Genomic DNA, 16556 nt, shown 5'->3' on the forward strand with positions numbered 1-16556 from the left:
GTCGGTGAACTCACGAGGTCTTGCGGCTCATGCTTCCTATCAATCATAGGCCCTTAGTTGCTTCCTTTATAAACAAAAGAAGGAAATTAAAGGGTTTGTATTGAATATATTAAACCTACATAAATTAACTGTAAAAGATTGTTGCGGGAATACACAAATTACTATGAGGAAGAGAGGAGAGATTTGTTGATTAAGCGGTCTTTTTATTATCTTTGGGGCTCTCAGACGATCTCGAATATAGCAGATATTATCTATATTTTGAGTATAACGGTATTGGTGTTCAACTCAAGCAATTCTCTAATGCAGACTACTTTAATTCCGTTGTTCCGTTTGTCTGCCCAAGTGGTTAGCGGGTTGGTTGCACCTATAATTCTCAGCCGGTTCAGGCTCACGCGGATTTTGCTGTTCTCCCAACTTGGGCAGTTTGTTATTTTTACACTGCTGCTGCTTTACTTGTGGACCGTGCCTGGGCAAAGTTCCTTTCTTTTCATTTTTGTGCTGGTGTTTGGCATGTCCTTTCTGGATGGCTGGACCAATCCGGCACGAAATGCGCTTGTGCCCCGCTTGGCCAGCGGTGAGGGACTCATGCGCGCGAATGGTTTGATGGCAGTCAGTGATCAAGTAGTTAGATGCGCAGGGTGGGCGCTCAGCGGGATTATTGTTGCCTGGCTCGGTACCTTGAGTACACTTGTGATCGCATCCTGTTGCTATTTGGTGGCTGCAACTGTCACCTCAGTCATCCGTGATCCGCTGGAGCATCAGAAATCAGGCTCCGAAACCCCAACATCCGCTGCCAGTCCGGCAGCAGCCGAACCCAAAGGAGGTTATTGGAAAGAACTTGGGGAAGGGTGGCAGATCATTTGGCATAACCGGCGTATTCGTTCTCTGATGATCGTGGACAGCATAGACACGATAGGGGGAACCTCCTGGCTCGGAGTATTTATTCTGGCCTATGTAACCCAGGTGCTGCACAAGGATGCAAGCTGGTGGGGATTCATGAATGCCTCCTTTTTTAGCGGAATGATTCTGGGCGGGGTGCTTGTTGTTGGCTTGGTCAAACGATTGCAAAAAAACGGTTATTTGTACATGCTTGGAGCATTGTTTGTGTATGTGCTGATTACAGTAGTATTTGCTGTCAATACGATCCCGGCGGCTGCGCTTGTTCTTTTTGCCGTCTCAGGGTTACCGGTGCAAATGGCTGGGATTATTCGCCGCACCTTGCTGCAAACAAGCGCTCCTGCTGCCCAGCTCCCCAAAGTAATGGCAGGAATTGATGTGCTTACTAACCTTACCTTTGGTTTATCCTTGTTGTTCCTGGGATGGTATGCAGACCGTTTTGGAATGGTGCAGGTGTATCTGCTGGCTGCGGCCATGACGACAATTGCTGTCCTGATCGGGTGGTTCTACCGGAGGGAGTTTCAGGATAGTGAGCAAGCGGACTATCCAACTGTCACGGACGAAAGGGTAAGCAGCTGAGACTTAGAGCGAATCCGTTTTGCGTGAAAATGAATCAATCAAGGATTTCTGTCCTCATTCCGGGGCTGAATCGACTTTCAGGTAGGATTGGTATGCCAAGTAAGTTATACTGATACCAAAAGTTCATTCAAGCTCCAGAGGAGGTACATATGAATTACTCTTTTTCCAACCGTATCGCGGCACTCCAGCCGTCTATCATCCGAGAAATTCTAAAAGCCACATCGGGTCAGGATGTTATCCCTTTTTCTGCGGGCAATCCGGCCCCCGAGACCTTTCCCATTGAAGCTATCCGGTCGTTTACGAGAGACATTCTGGAACAAGACCCGATAACTGCGCTGCAGTACGGTATAACTGAGGGATATTTCCCCCTCCGTCAAGCGCTTACGGATCATTTAAGATCGGGATTTAATACGGGAAAGGATTCAGACAGCCTGTTCATCGTATCCGGTGCCCAACAGGGGATAGAGCTGGCTTGCAAAGTATTCTGCAACGAAGGCGACACGATTATTTGTGAGAGTCCGAGCTTTATTGGTTCGCTTAATTCCTTCCGGTCTTCCGGTGCAAGGCTTGTTGGCGTCCCAATGGAGCCGGATGGGATCAATCTTGACAGGCTGGAACACGCCCTTAAGTCAGAGCCCAATGTAAAGCTGCTGTATTTGATTCCAAGCTTCCAGAACCCGACGGGAATTACAACAAGCCTGGAGAAACGGAAAGCGATTTATTCGTTGGCTAAAAAGTATGGTGTTGTCATTCTTGAAGACAATCCTTACGGAGAGCTGCGCTTTGGCGGGGAAGATGTGCCGACGATCAAATCTCTGGATGAGGAGGGCTTGGTTATCTATGTAGGTTCGTTCTCCAAAATTTTGTCCGCCGGCCTTCGTGTAGGTTTTGTTCTCGCCCCGGATGACATCATCCAGAAAATGGTAGTTGCCAAGCAAGGGGAAGATGTGCACACGGCAATGCTTCCGCAAATTCTGGCGTACAAGTTCATGAAGGAATACGACTACGCAGGCCACGTCCAGCTGATCCGGGAGGTTTACCTCAGAAAATGCACGCTGATGACGGACTGCATGGAGCAATATACGGATGGTTCAATGGCATTTACCCGGCCCGATGGGGGATTGTTTCTATGGTGCGAGCTTCCTTCGACGATAACCATGCTGGATTATTGTAAAATAGCGGCGGCAAAAGGGGTTGCTGTCGTTCCAGGAACAGCGTTTCTTGTTGATCCGGGTGAGCCCTGCAACGCAATAAGACTGAATTTCTCTACGCCTTCAGATGAACAAATCGTGAAGGGGATTCAAATTTTGGGACAGATCTAAAATGGAATGAGCCGGCATCTGCGCTGGACATATTAAGCACGCCGCTGATTTCGGTCAGCGGTGTTTTTTGGATATGCTGCTGCACTGCGGCGGTTTCAATTTTCCGGTTCCAATTAGTTAGAATTTGTGATATTATTTATGCGAACTTACGTTCTTAAGATCAATCCCCGAAGAAGGGTGGACCTTACAGTGACAGAACGGTTTGCAGAGATTGACGGCGTTATCGCCTATATTCACCAGCATATGTATGATCATCTTCCGCTGGAGCGCCTGGCCCGCTACGCCGGCTACAGTCCTTATCATTTTGCCCGCATGTTCAAAGAGCGGACCGGACTTTCCCCGCTGTACTATGTCTCCTCCCACCGCCTGCAGCGGGCAAAGGACATGCTGCTGCGCACAGGTCTTACCGTCCGCGATATTTCGCTGGAGATCGGGCAGCAAAGCCTCGGGACCTTCACGTCCCGTTTTGCCGCCAGGGTCGGGATGTCACCGGCAGAGTTCCGCAATTCGGTCCAGTATGCCGGAGATCAGATGAGCTCGCTGAGGAAGCTGCAGGACTGGCGGTCTTCTTATCCCATCAGCAGGCTGCCTTCTTCCGTACACGGCACAATTTCCGCGGAGGTTCCTTTTAATGGGGTTATTCTTATTGGCCTCTTCGCCAAACCCATCCCCGAGGGACTGCCTTTGTATGGCACCCTGCTCTCCTCCCTGGGGCATTTTCACTTCGATCATGTTGCACCCGGGACTTATTACCTGCTTGCCACCTCGATTTCCTGGGAAACGCGGACGCTGGATTTCCTGCTTCCACATGCCACATTGCGTACCCGGTCGAGGGCCCCGATCCATGTCGGGCCAGGTTCGCTGGTCCCGCATCAACAGGTAACTCTGCACCCCCCAAGACTGGACGACCCGCCGATACTTATTTCACTGCCGCTGCTCATGAACCGTTTCCTGAACCGGATTGCGGTTCGATAGCCGGGCGGCCTCCCCGTGTTAACATTTTCGCAACAGATTCTTTACGGTCCGCATACAAAAGTGAAGAGAGTATTTAATATCCAGCTTCTACAATGAGTGTGTTAGTAAAATATACCTATTGTATTTCGAAGCTTGATATGAAGGGATGATTCACTTGAAGGGAAACCCGCTGCACTTTTCTATGAAATGGAAGCTGATTTTAAGTTTTTTGGTCATTGCGCTTATTTTTCTGGGCGTGGCTGTGTACCAAGGGAATAAGATCGGCCAAGTGGAGCTTTCTATGGAAAAGCAAAAAACGGAGATGGAAAAGAGGATCACCGTCTCAACGGTTACCCAGCTGCTGCAGGAGTTGAACCGTGCAGAGACGGCACTTGCCGAAGCCAATGATCCGGAACTGGCGGCCCCGCTTGAGGACAAGCAGCAGGAACTTGCCCGGGAAATGGGCAAAATACATTTTGAGGCCGAAACCCCCGCATTCACAATCCTTGAGCTGCTGCGGACCCAGACTGATGAATATAGCGGGATCATTAATCAACTGGTTCAGACCCTGGGAGACGACAGCCTCGATCCATTGACGGTACTGGAACGGACAGATGAATTACATACGAAAGCATTGGCACTGAGCCAGTCCATGCTGGAGACGAACGGCAAGCTGTATGCGGCAGCGGCGGATAATGCCGAGCGGGCGCAGAATTATTCTTTTCTTTTGCTGGACCACACCGTTTCAGTTGTCATCTATGCGGCGGGGGGAGTAATCCTGTTCATGCTGCTGCTCGGCTGGCTGCTGATCCGTTCTTTTGTGTCACCCGTCGGTAAGCTGCAGGCAGCCTTGCGGGAGATTGCCGAAGGAGATCTGCGGCAGCAGATCAATTCCCCTTATAACGATGAGCTTGGCCGGTTGAGTCACCATTTCGACCATATGGTGCGCCGTGTGCGCGACATGCTGCGGCAGACCTTAAGCGCGGCCTCTTCGCTGGCGGATTATTCGCACTCATTTCAGCAATCCTCCACTATTACCGCCTATACCAATCAGGATATTCTTCGCACGATCCAGGAAATTTCCGCGGGGGCAGAGCAGCAGGCAGAGCAGTCAGAACAGAGTACGGTGCTGCTGCAGGAACTGGAACGCGGGGTTCAGGAGATTACCGATTATACGGATATGATGCTCTCAACGAGTGAAACGGCCAATCGGAATACACGCAAAGGTGCAGACACGGTTACCGCGCTCCGGGAGATTTCCCGGCATTCCCGTGATTCCATCACGAAGGTTTATGAGGCGCTGGAAACGCTCGTTCAGCAGTCCGGCGATATTTCGCGCATCACTAATTCCATTACGGAAATTTCCAAGCAGACGAATATTCTATCCCTGAACGCCGCCATTGAAGCGGCGCGGGCAGGAGCTTCGGGCAAAGGTTTTGCCGTCATTGCGGACGAGGTCCGGCATTTGTCCGTGCAGACGAATGACTCCTCCAACCATATCAGCCGGATCATCAGTGAGCTGCAGGACAGTATGACGGATTTTCAGAAGTATATGCTGGGGACTAAAAAAAGCCTGGAGGCGCAGGACCACCAGGTGGTAGAGACTCTTGCTTCCTTCGAAGCCATTGACGAATCCATTACCGGGATCAGCCGCCAGATCGGGCAAATTCACCAGAAGGTGGAGCAGACCCGGAATATCAATACCCGGCTGGCTGAATCTGTGCATTCTGTAGCGGCTGTAGCCGGGCAGACGGCAGCGGGCGTGGAAGAGGTCAACGCTTCCAGCACCCAGCAGGATCAGGCGATCCGTAATATCGCCCGGCAGGCGGTGGAGATCCATGAAATTTCGCAGCAGCTGTTCCGGGAGATTAATGTGTTCCAAATCGCAGAAGAGACCGGAACGGATGCCCCGGCCGGTCAACTGCTTATTATGGAAGAAACCAGAGCCGAGAATGAGGACAGAGGTCCGCTACTCGCGATCGCGGAGTGAAGCATCCAGCTTCGTTACCAGTTCCCCGGCCAGCTCCGGGAACCACTCCGCCAGCTTCAGAAGCTGGAAGCCCGCCCCGCGGGCTTTTGCTGTATCCATGTACCAGGATTCTTCGATTCCATACGGCGGCATATCTTGGTCAGCTGTTTCACTTAGAACCACTGCCTCCCGGCCATCCGCAGCGCCGTCCTATTTCGCTTGTTAAGCAGCCATCCGCAGTGCCGTCATACCGCCAGCCGACATGCTGGTACCGGAGCTTCCTCTGCCACAACCCAGCGCCTGCACATTGCTGCTGCTGAGCGCCATCGTCATCTCCGTAGCTGTCTCCTGCCGTAGCAGCTCCAGCATGACGGGTAGCTGGCCTTTTTCATAAGACTCCGCCAGCGCCTGGAGCAACATCCGGAAGTCCAGGTCCTGCGGCTGTGCAGGGCCTTCGTCCTCGGCAAGGTCTTTGCGGACCGCACCGAGCGCCTGACGCGCCCGGTGCAGCGCCGCCTTGACGGCCCCTTCGGTGGTCGCAAGAATTTCCGCCGTTTCACCTGCCGGGTAACCAAGTACATCGCGCAGCACGAACACCGTTCTTTGCAGCGGAGATAAATGCCGGATCAGCGCCTGGAAAGCCAGCTCAATCTCAGACCGTCCGCTCTCCGGTGCTTGACCGGGTATCTGCCCTTGAACGATCGCCGCCATAGCTTGCGTATGTTCCAGCACACGTCCAAGCGAGGCCTTGCGCCGCATGGCATCAACCCAGGTATTTTTGGCAATCCGCAGCAGCAGGGCCTCTGGATTTGGGGTGTCTGCAAATTTTTTATAAGCCAGCGTTTTGGTCCAGGTATCCTGAGCCAAGTCCTCGGCTTCAACACGGGAGCGGGTCAAGGAAAGGCAATACCGGGATAGGGCTTCCCGGAGCGGAAGCAGGTTTTGGTCATCCGTGAATACTGCGGTGCTGTATGGTTCAAGGATCGACACTTGCGATCATCTCCTTTTCGGTCATCCTGAGTTTTCTGTTGCCTCTATTATATAAACGATCTGCACAATGTAAAGGATACGCTGCTTTTCAGTTATTTTCCCGGGAGCTCTACCGTATCCTTTGCAGGGTTCCATCCGTTTACAGGGTATCAACCAAAGCTATTCAAGGAGGCATGAACATGAGCGTAATTCCTTATGTCATTGAACAAACAAGCAGGGGTGAGCGTTCCTACGATATTTATTCCCGGCTGCTGAAGGACCGGATTGTGTTCGTAGGTGCGGCCATCGACGATCAACTCGCAAACAGCATCATTGCGCAGCTGCTCTTCCTGGCGGCAGACGAGCCGGATAAGGATATCCAGATGTATATCAACAGCCCCGGAGGTTCAACTACCGCAGGCTTCGGCATTTATGATACGATGCAGGTAATCAAACCGCAGGTCAGTACAATTTGCACCGGCTTTGCGGCTTCCTTTGCTTCCCTTCTGCTGCTGGCCGGAGCGACCGGCAAACGGTATGCGCTGCCGAACAGCGAGATTATGATCCATCAGCCGCATGGGGGAGCACAGGGGCAGGCCAGCGACATTGCCATCAGCGCACGCCGTATCCTGCAGATTAGGGAAAAGGTTGTGCAGATCAGCGCGGAACGCACGGGACAGCCGGCGGAGAAGGTGGCGAAGGATATGGACCGGGATTATTTCATGTCGGCCCAGGAGGCGCTGGAATACGGCATTATCGACAAGGTCATTACCAAACTGTAAGCAGAGGAGCGGATTCTACAATGCTGGAAGCTTTGAAAGGCCAAGAGGTCAGTGTGAATTTTCTGGATGGTTCAAGTGTAAGAGGCGGCGTTCTGGAGGAAATCGACGAGCGATTTGTGAAGTACCGTACGGAATATCAGGTGCTGTACATTCCCATTACCTCGATCCGCGCTGTGGCTGTGGAGACCAAAGAGCGCGAGCGTCCACGGGTCGGATTCGGGCAATAACAAGGAGAGGAAAACCATCCAGTATATAAAGTCAGTTATAGATGATGAAATCTGGTATTTTGAAATTGGTGAGGAGCAGACCGCTTACCGGCAGATTGTTGCCCGGCAAGAAGGCACCTACCGTGTGTCCGGCAGCCCCGATTTTTACTTAACGGACCAGTCCGTGGAGTGGATGGAGGGAGATATCCCGATTCAATCTGCAGAATTTGAGGCGGTTTGGACCAAGGCAATGGCCCCCTACCAGGAGGAATGGAACCGGACCAGGCAGAGGTATCCTGAAGGGCGGCGTGTGGCTGGTGCTATTATGTTTTTTTCGATCCACGGCATTCATATTGCCTTATCTGACGGAGGTTATGCGGTGACAGCGTATGGACCAGTCCGTTCCCGGGTGGATCACAGCTATCTGTACCCGCATTATCTTATTGAAGGCACAGTTCAAGGAGGGGACAATGTTAACTGCTGGCTGGTTCTGGGCAATTGCACCATGAGTGGCGGTACAGACGGCAAAGACTCCATTCTGCAAGGTTAACCTTTTATCCATTCATGTAGTTTTTCAAGGCTATTCCCCGTTGTCCAGGAACGGAAGGAATGGTCTTTTTTTGTTGTATAGGAAAATATGATCACTTCCGCTTGTGGATTTATAGCGAATAACGGCAGAAATACCGTTGTTGGAGCGGCACAGGCTGATTTGCCCTTATCTTTTAAACTATTAAGCTGAGGGATCAGCCGGTCTGGATCTTCTCATTCCAACTAGCGCTTGCTCACCGGCTTCTTCGCAGGACGCTAGTTGGAAAAAGGGAGCTTATTATTCTGGAAATTCAAAAATTCTGAGACTTAAGTGGAAAAAGGAAACTTAATTGGGCCATATTCGCCCGGTAGGAGCGAAAGGAGCTGAATTAGTGTCCCTTTTTCCACTTCATCTGTCGAACACAGGATGCTCTAGCAAATTAGTTAACCTTTTTCCACTTGGAGTTGCCGTAGGAATCACGGGGAGTCGTTCTCCGGGTTACGCTAGACTGAAATCCAAAAACGGCTGCACCCCGTGGGACGGCACAGCCGTTTTGTTCGCTGCCCCGGTAAAAATACTTTTTCCCGGCATTGTTATTGAGAATGGTTATCAATATACTTGATATATTATACAAAGCTCAACACGGGGGATGTCAGTGATGAAAAAAACGGCAGCACAGGCCACAGGCCACAGGGATCTTCGGAGCTGGGACCGGCTCTCCTTCAGGCTATTGTCGGTTCAGGCGGTAAAAGACAACGGGGAAGTGCAGCTCCCGCAGCAATTGGTCTTCTCTTATGCGCTGATCGTGGTGGCTGGCGGTGCAGTAGAACTTATGGTCGATCAACAGCAGTTTGAAATGAAGGCTGCTTCAGCTGTGCTGTGCCTGCCTGAACAGACCTTTGGGACCGCCCGGCCGGCCTGGGGTGTGGAGATGTTTATTTTTTATTTCGATGTATTTGAACACGGCGGGGCTGAGGCTGAAGAGACCAGTATCTCACCCTTGAGAGACTTTCCGCTGTTTCCGGAGCAGGGAAATCTGGTGCTGAATGACATGAAGCATGTTCTTTCTATTGGGAGAGAGGTGTCCTGCAAGGATAAGACCTGTGGCCAAAATCTAAGCTTCCGCACGCAAATTGATTTTCAGGAACTGCTGTATCAGCTTCAAAATAACAGCCGCCAGCGATCCAGGGATGCCCATTCTGCGCTGGAGCAGGCCAAGCAGTACATAGAAGCGCATTACACCGAACCGCTGACTGTAGAGCAGCTTGCCCAGACAGCGGAATTCAGCCCTAAATATTTCATTGACCTGTACAAGAAGAAGTATGGCAAAAGCGCATTGGAATACGCCGCAGAGCTGCGGCTGCAGCAGGCCAAACGCCTGATGGCACATAGCGGTGTCCGGCTGCGTGACATCGCCCATCAGGTGGGCTATGCGGATGAATTCTATTTCAGCCGCAAGTTCAAAAAGATGATAGGCGTTCCTCCGGCAGTATATATGAAGAGCCGCCGCCGCAAGCTCGCAGCCTACACAACGGCGCTGCTTGGTCAGCTGCTGCCGCTGAATATTGTCCCTTATGCGGCGGCGCTGCACCCGAAGTGGACGGAGTATTATTACCGGAACTACCGTGCAGATATTCCGGTACATATCAGCGCGTACCGCAGCAACCGCGATTGGCAGGCCAATCTGGCGCTGCTGCGGCAAAGCTCTGCCGATCTGATCCTGGCAGCCGGTGAGCTGCACGCGGAGGAAAGGGTTGAACTGGAGCGCATGGCTCCAGTCTATTATCCGCCGGCAGAAATGGGGGATTGGCGCGAACAACTGCTGCATCTGGCCCAGTATCTGGGCGAGAGCTGGCAGGCGGAGCAGTGGCTCGCTGCATATGACCGGGAGGTGCGCACCGCCAAGGATCAGCTGCAGAGACTGCTGGGCGGTGAATCGGTTGTTGTGATCCGAATGCTGGGCAACAGGCTATCTCTGCATTGCAACCGCGGAATGGCGGGGATGCTCTACCGTGAGCTGGAGCTGCGCCCAGCTTATGAGAGTGGAACAGAGCTCTACGATGTGCCGGTAACACCGGCAGAACTTGCTTATGTGCCGGCAGATCATCTGCTGATGCTGATCCGCCGGGAGAGCGAGACCCTGGGCGAGTGGAGCAGGCTGCAGAATGATCCGCAGTGGATGAAGCTGCCCGCCGTGCAAAGGCATCGCGTGCATCTGCTGAATTCAGATCCCTGGCGTGAGAACTCTGCTTATGCCCAGCTGCGGATGCTGCGGCAGATGCTTCAGCTTTTCCCGGGTAATCGTCCATAGTTGTTCGGTATTTTGTCCATGGTGAAATGGCAAGCCCTTCGTTATACTCGAAAATGATAATCATTATCAATTAGATTAGCGGAAGGGGATCATGAAAAAGATGAAAAGATCATTTTGGATAGCGGGGCTTGTAGTCTTGTTTGTATTGGCGTTAACGGCGTGTGGAGGAAATGGCAGCAATAATCAGACGGGGAACAGTGCGGCGGCAGGCGGGTCAGCGGCAAATGCGGCACCGTCGGCAACAGCCGAAGTAACGCTTGAGCCCTCATCATCTCCGGCGGCTGCGGAAAGCGCAACGCGTACGATTGAATACATGGGTGAACAGTATACGGTACCCGCAAATGCTGAACGGATTGTAATCACAGGGGCCATGGAAGCTATGGAAGACGCATTGGTGCTGGATGTGCATCCGGTGGGTGCCATTACATTCGGCGGAGCCTTCCCGGAGCGGTTCGCGGCGATTACGGACAAGGCCGAATCAATTGGGGAGAAAACCGAACCAAACTTCGAAACTATTCTCAAGCTGAAGCCGGATGTGATTCTCGGTACGACAAAATTCAAGCCTGAAGTGGTAGAGCAGCTGAAGAAAATCGCTCCGCTTATTCAAGTTTCGCATATCGCAAGTAATTGGGAAGCCAACCTGAATCTGCTCGCGGAACTCACAGGCAAACAGGATAAAGCCCAAGCAGCAATTGCCGAATACCAGGCCGATCTCGGCAAAGCCAAGGCGCTGCTGGGAGATAAGCTGAAGGATAAAAAGGTAGTGGCACTGCGCATTCGGGCAGGCCAAGTCTTTATTTTCCCGGCAGCAGTATTCGTTAATCCGATTCTGTATAACGATTTGGGACTGGCGGTCCCGGCAGAGGTTGAAGCGGCCAAAGCACAGGAAGCGATCTCGGTAGAGCAGCTGGCGGCAATGAATCCGGATATTCTGTTCCTGCAGTTCGCTGCGGACGAAAATGCTGAGGCCGCCACAGCGCTGGAGGATCTGCAGAATAACCCGATTATTCGAAAAATCAATGCGATGAAAAATGATAAAACCTTCGTGAATGTGATCGATCCATTGGCTGAAGGCGGACCCGCATGGAGCCGTGTGCAATTCCTGAAGGCTGCTGTAGAACAGCTTAACAAATAATCCAAGCATGTATAGAAGAGTGAGATGACATGAAATGGACTGCCGGAGCCAAGACCTCCTCGCTGCTGATGGCGGGAGCTCTGCTCATCCTATTTATCAGCCTGTTGTCGCTGCTGTATGGCACCAAATCCATCAGCTATGAGACGGTTTGGAATGCGCTGGTTCACCCGGACCCGGAGAATATCGATCATCTGATCGTACGCACCTCGCGGATTCCCCGGGCAGCGGGCGCGCTGCTGATCGGCGCTTTTCTGGCAGTGTCAGGGGCGCTTATGCAGGGTATGACGCGGAATTATCTGGCGTCTCCTTCGATTATGGGCATCAGCGACGGGTCGGTGTTTGCCGTTACGTTAGGCATGGTGTTTCTGCCCGGAGCATCTTCCCTGTCCCTGATCCTGTATTCGCTGGCCGGTTCGGCGCTGGGGGCGGCTCTCGTCTTCGGCACGGCCAAACTGCTGCCCGGAGGAGCTTCCCCTCTGACCCTGGCCGTACTGGGTACGATCATTGGCACCTTTCTCGGCGGGGTTTCCCAGGCACTTGCCACCTATTTTCAGGTGTCGCAGAATATCAGCTTCTGGTACAATGCCCGCCTGCATACGATGGACCCGGTTCTTATTAAGCTGGCACTTCCCTTTGCTGCTGTAGGGCTAACGCTCGCGCTGCTGATGGCCCGTCCAGTAACCATGCTCTCGCTTGGAGATGAAACGGCATCAGGCCTGGGACTGAAAGTGAATGCTATTAAAGGGCTGACCCTGCTCAGTGTGGTGATTTTAACAGGGATTTCGGTAGCAATAGCCGGTAAAATCGCTTTTATCGGCCTGATTATCCCGCATATCACCCGCTACCTGGTAGGACAGGATTACCGCAGAATCATTCCTTTTTCCGCCTTGTTCGGTGCATTGTTCCTGTCTCTGTGCGATCTGATCAGCCGGTTCATGAACTTTCCGTTCGAGACGCCGATCGGGGTCGTAACCGCACTGTTTGGCGTGCCCTTCTTCCTCTATTTAATCAAGACAAGAGGGGGCGGGTCACGTGAATAAGCGCAGGTTAATGCTGGCGTCGAAGAGAAGAACCTTCTGGATGTTGTTTTTGCTGATTGGTATGCTGACGCTGTGCGGCATGTATGTCAGTCTGACGAACGGCACATTTGATATTTCAGCCGCAGATGCCGTCCGCACACTGCTGCGCATTCATCCGAACGCGGATCACGATCTGGTGATCTTTGATTTCCGGCTGCCCCGCATTGTTCTGGGCGCACTGGTCGGATTCGGCCTGGGGATTGCGGGGGCGGTGCTGCAGGGCATCACCCGCAATTCTCTGGCTGATCCGGGAATTCTCGGCATTCACGCTGCTGCGGGCGCTTTTGTCGTAGTGTTCATGTTCTTCACCGCAGGCACGATGAAGGCTCCGGGCTGGCTGTCGGTGCTGACCATGCCCGTGTTCGGATTCCTCGGCGGACTGGCCGCCATCGTTCTGCTCTTTATCTTTGCGAGGCGGGCTGGTGAATTTGATCCGCAGCAGCTGATTCTGGTGGGGATCGCTCTGGCCTCCGGCTTCGGCGCCATTACGCTGTACGTCTCGCTGAAGATGGACCCGCAGAATTTTGAGATGGCCGCCGTCTGGCTGGCCGGCAGTGTCTACAACGCGAATTGGAGACAAATCCTGTCGATTCTGCCATGGCTGGTGATTCTCATTCCGGTGATCTGGAGACGCGCAGCGGTTCTGGATCTGCTTCAGCTGCATGAAGTGAGTATCAAAGGAGTGGGCGTAGCATCAGGCAGAGAACGGCAGGTTCTGCTGTTATGCTGTGTCGGTCTGGTCAGCGCCTGCGTATCTGTATCGGGAAGCATCGGTTTTGTGGGCTTGATCGCCCCGCATATTGCCAGACGCCTGGTCGGCAACAGCTACCGGTATATCGCCCCGCTGTGCGGAATGATTGGAATGCTGATGGTTGTTCTATGTGATTTTATCGGTAAAACGGTATTTGCTCCCGCCCAGCTCCCGGTAGGGATTGTAGTTTCAATTATTGGCGTGCCGTATTTTCTGTTCCTGCTGTTCAAGACACGGAAACAATAGGATGCGATGCGGTGGCAGCAACGTACGAAATACGCTTTTGGGAAAGGACACTCCATGTATGGAAGGAACATTTAGGCGGGAAGTGGTTCAGGGCCGCGGGCTGCTGATCTATTTGCCGCGCTCTTATGGGGAAGAAGGCCGGAGATATCCGGTTGTGTATCTGCAGGATGAAGGAAGCGTCATGAAACAAACAGCCAACTATCTGGAGCATCTGTTCATCGCCGGAGAGCTGCCGGAGCTGATTTTTGTCGGAATTGTTTCCCCTGACCGCAATGATGAATATACCCCTTGGCCGTCTCCGGCGGTCGTGCCGGGTTCGCCTGATTTTGGCGGAGGCGGGAGGGGGTATCTGAAGGAACTGGTGGAGATCATCAAACCTTATGTCGACGGACAGTATGCCACCTTACCGGGAAGCAGGGATACCGGGCTGATAGGCTGCTCACTCGGAGGCTTAATCTCTATGTTCGCTTATTATCTGTACCCGGATACGTTTGGCCGGATCGGGCTGCTCTCCGCTTCGTTCTGGTACGAAGGGCTGCTGGAGTTTATGCGGACCTGTCCGGCACCCCCTTCAGGGCGGAAACTCTACATGTATGTCGGGGAGCTGGAGGGATGCTACAAAACCAATGTGCAGAAGCAAATGGTGCCCAAGACTCTGGAGGCGCACAGGCTGCTGCTGGAACAAGGGTTAGGTCCAGATGAGCTGCACTTCGATAGGGAACGGCAAGGAACTCATGACAGTGTGTTTTTCAGCCGTCAGCTGCCGGTGGCCTTGAAATGGCTGTTTGGAGCAGATGAGCAAGCTCTAGTTGGAAAAAGTGAACTTATTTCTCTCCCAAAGACAGCAATCGTGAGATTTAAGTGGGAAAAGTGAACTTAATTGGGTGATTTTACTGCCTCAGGAGCGAAACGAGCTGAATTAGTGATCCTTTTTCCAACTTAGGCTGAAGAGATCCGTGTGCTGGGGCAATTAGGGATCCTTTTCCACCTAGATTGCCGCAAGTCTGATGGTGAAGTCCTCCAGGCAATGCTAAACTGAAAGAAATCCAAAACGGCTGCGTTGTCCAGTGAAGGACGGCTTGGCCGTTTTGTTCTGATCAGTCATGGGAAAATAATGCTGCAGCTGGCTTTGGTATTGTTGTTTCAGGCGGCCGCAGCCGCTCCTTACCGTTTACGATGGCGGGTATTGGATTAACAGGACTACATATAATAACAACAATAACCGGGAGATTCTGGTGAAGCAGCGGCATGAGAGTTATTACATGAGGGTTATTATTAGGAAGGAAAGCGGGTAAAAAGAATATATTGCGCTATGCAACAGACCACTTTCCTTGCTTTTCAAAAAGTATTATGAACTAGACAGCTGCTGTGATACAATAGTCTAGTTGTCCGGGACCGTGAAGTTTCTTTCTTATAGTGCTTTGACACACACTGGGTTTGAAGAATAATCCGCAGGAAAACGGAGCATTTCGGTGTATTTCCATGCGTTTCAGAGTATTAACGGGGAAAACAGAAGATTTTACAGTCTTGGTATCAATTTTTGTCGTTTTTTATTGATTTATTGCTGCGCATTCTGTATAATCAGCCTTGTTGATTTTTCAAATGTATTTTTAGGAGGTAATCAATTTTGGGAAAAGCGTTAATTATTGGCGCTGGCGGTGTAGCAAGCGTTGTTGTTCATAAATGCTGCCAGAACCCGGATGTATTTGAAGAGATCTGCATAGCGAGCAGAACCCTCGCGAAATGTGATGCTCTGAAAGATAAATTGGCCGGAGGCCAGACGAAGATTTCTACGGCGCAGCTTGATGCAGACAACACGGACGAGGTAATCGAACTGATCAAGAGCTTCCAGCCGGATGTCGTGATTAATGTCGCTCTCCCATATCAGGACCTGACCATTATGGATGCCTGCCTGGCAACGGGAGTGCACTATGTCGATACCGCCAACTACGAACCGCAGGATACCGCGAAATTCGAATATTCCTGGCAGTGGGCGTATAAAGAAAGATTCGAAAAGGCCGGAATTACCGCGCTGCTCGGCAGCGGCTTTGACCCGGGCGTAACCGGCGTGTTCACAGCGTATGCGCAAAAGCACTATTTTGACGAAATCCACACCATTGATATTGTTGACGCCAATGCGGGCGACCATGGTTATCCGTTTGCCACCAACTTCAATCCTGAGATTAATATTCGTGAAATCACCGCCAACGGACGTTATTTCGAGAACGGGGAATGGATTGAAACGCCGCCGCTGTCCGAAAAGAAAGTCTATGATCTCCCGGAGATCGGTCCGAAAGATATTTACCTGTTGTACCATGAAGAGCTGGAATCCCTGGCTGCCAACATCCCGGGCGTGAAGAAAATCCGCTTCTGGATGACCTTCTCGCAGAACTACCTGACTCACCTGAAGGTGCTGGAAAATGTGGGCATGACTTCCATTGAGCCGATTGTGTATGAAGGCAAAGAGATTATTCCTTTGCAGTTCCTGAAGGCAATCCTGCCAGACCCGGCTTCTCTCGGACCAAGAACCAAAGGCAAAACCAACATTGGCTGCATTATTCAAGGCACCAAAGACGGCCAGCCAAAAACCTATTACGTATACAATGTCTGCGATCATGAGGAATGCTACAGAGAGGTTGGCTCCCAGGCCATTTCCTACACCACCGGCGTACCTGCAATGATCGGAGCCATGCTCATTATAAAAGGCATCTGGAAGAAACCGGGCGTATATAACGTGGAGGAATTCGATCCGGACCCATTCATGGATGCACTGAACAAACACGGGCTGCCTTGGCAAGAAGATTTCTCGCCAACGCTGCTGGATTAG

15 protein-coding genes are annotated in these 16556 nt (G+C 52.0%); 13 read left to right on the top strand and 2 right to left on the bottom strand.

Features of this window, described 5'->3' with window-relative positions:
- The first annotated feature begins 186 nt into the window (after positions 1–186).
- The 4 genes from PGRAT_RS10780 (at position 187) to PGRAT_RS10795 (ending at position 5742) form a co-directional block, all read left to right on the top strand.
- The gene (locus tag PGRAT_RS10780; protein WP_025703152.1) at positions 187–1476 is read left to right on the top strand and encodes an MFS transporter; all 1290 of its coding nucleotides are present in this window, start codon (positions 187–189) and stop codon (positions 1474–1476) included.
- A 149-nt stretch (positions 1477–1625) separates the two neighbouring features.
- Positions 1626–2798 carry an aminotransferase-like domain-containing protein gene (locus PGRAT_RS10785; RefSeq protein ID WP_025703150.1) on the top strand — a complete coding sequence of 391 codons (1173 nt, stop codon included), beginning with the start codon at positions 1626–1628 and terminating at the stop codon, positions 2796–2798.
- 243 nt (positions 2799–3041) lie between these two features.
- Positions 3042–3773, top strand: coding sequence for a helix-turn-helix transcriptional regulator (locus tag PGRAT_RS10790; RefSeq protein ID WP_042267994.1), 732 nt, complete (start codon positions 3042–3044; stop codon positions 3771–3773).
- Positions 3774–3927: 154 nt separating this feature from the next.
- Positions 3928–5742, top strand: coding sequence for a methyl-accepting chemotaxis protein (locus tag PGRAT_RS10795; protein WP_025703146.1), 1815 nt, complete (start codon positions 3928–3930; stop codon positions 5740–5742).
- On the opposite strand, the gene PGRAT_RS33175 is transcribed toward PGRAT_RS10795, so the two are convergent.
- Positions 5722–5904, bottom strand: coding sequence for a hypothetical protein (locus tag PGRAT_RS33175; RefSeq protein ID WP_155990289.1), 183 nt, complete (start codon positions 5902–5904; stop codon positions 5722–5724). The genes PGRAT_RS10795 and PGRAT_RS33175 overlap by 21 nt on opposite strands.
- A gap of 39 nt (positions 5905–5943) precedes the next feature.
- Positions 5944–6711 (bottom strand): RNA polymerase sigma factor, encoded by a 768-nt coding sequence (locus tag PGRAT_RS10800; RefSeq protein WP_052415710.1) that lies wholly within the window; start codon positions 6709–6711, stop codon positions 5944–5946.
- A gap of 179 nt (positions 6712–6890) precedes the next feature.
- Between PGRAT_RS10800 and clpP the strand changes: the two genes are divergently transcribed.
- The 9 genes from clpP (at position 6891) to PGRAT_RS10845 (ending at position 16556) form a co-directional block, all read left to right on the top strand.
- Entirely contained in the window at positions 6891–7472 is a 582-nt protein-coding gene (clpP, locus tag PGRAT_RS10805; RefSeq protein ID WP_020433613.1) for an ATP-dependent Clp endopeptidase proteolytic subunit ClpP, read from the top strand.
- Positions 7473–7492: 20 nt separating this feature from the next.
- Positions 7493–7699 (top strand): hypothetical protein, encoded by a 207-nt coding sequence (locus PGRAT_RS10810; protein WP_025708232.1) that lies wholly within the window; start codon positions 7493–7495, stop codon positions 7697–7699.
- Positions 7700–7823: 124 nt separating this feature from the next.
- Positions 7824–8228: a hypothetical protein gene (locus PGRAT_RS10815; RefSeq protein ID WP_025708231.1), complete on the top strand. Its 405-nt coding sequence runs from the start codon at positions 7824–7826 to the stop codon at positions 8226–8228.
- Between the two features lie 637 nt (positions 8229–8865).
- Positions 8866–10518 (top strand): AraC family transcriptional regulator, encoded by a 1653-nt coding sequence (locus tag PGRAT_RS10820; RefSeq protein ID WP_025708230.1) that lies wholly within the window; start codon positions 8866–8868, stop codon positions 10516–10518.
- 100 nt (positions 10519–10618) lie between these two features.
- Positions 10619–11653 carry an ABC transporter substrate-binding protein gene (locus PGRAT_RS10825; RefSeq protein WP_025708229.1) on the top strand — a complete coding sequence of 345 codons (1035 nt, stop codon included), beginning with the start codon at positions 10619–10621 and terminating at the stop codon, positions 11651–11653.
- A gap of 29 nt (positions 11654–11682) precedes the next feature.
- A complete protein-coding gene (locus PGRAT_RS10830) occupies positions 11683–12693 on the top strand; it encodes a FecCD family ABC transporter permease (protein ID WP_025708228.1) in 1011 nt (336 codons plus the stop codon).
- Positions 12694–12703: 10 nt separating this feature from the next.
- Positions 12704–13729 carry a FecCD family ABC transporter permease gene (locus tag PGRAT_RS10835; RefSeq protein WP_025708227.1) on the top strand — a complete coding sequence of 342 codons (1026 nt, stop codon included), beginning with the start codon at positions 12704–12706 and terminating at the stop codon, positions 13727–13729.
- 58 nt (positions 13730–13787) lie between these two features.
- Positions 13788–14603: an alpha/beta hydrolase gene (locus PGRAT_RS10840; RefSeq protein WP_025708226.1), complete on the top strand. Its 816-nt coding sequence runs from the start codon at positions 13788–13790 to the stop codon at positions 14601–14603.
- Positions 14604–15356: 753 nt separating this feature from the next.
- Entirely contained in the window at positions 15357–16556 is a 1200-nt protein-coding gene (locus PGRAT_RS10845; RefSeq protein WP_025705621.1) for a saccharopine dehydrogenase family protein, read from the top strand.

This window comes from Paenibacillus graminis (assembly GCF_000758705.1).
Lineage (GTDB): Bacteria > Bacillota > Bacilli > Paenibacillales > Paenibacillaceae > Paenibacillus_AQ > Paenibacillus_AQ graminis.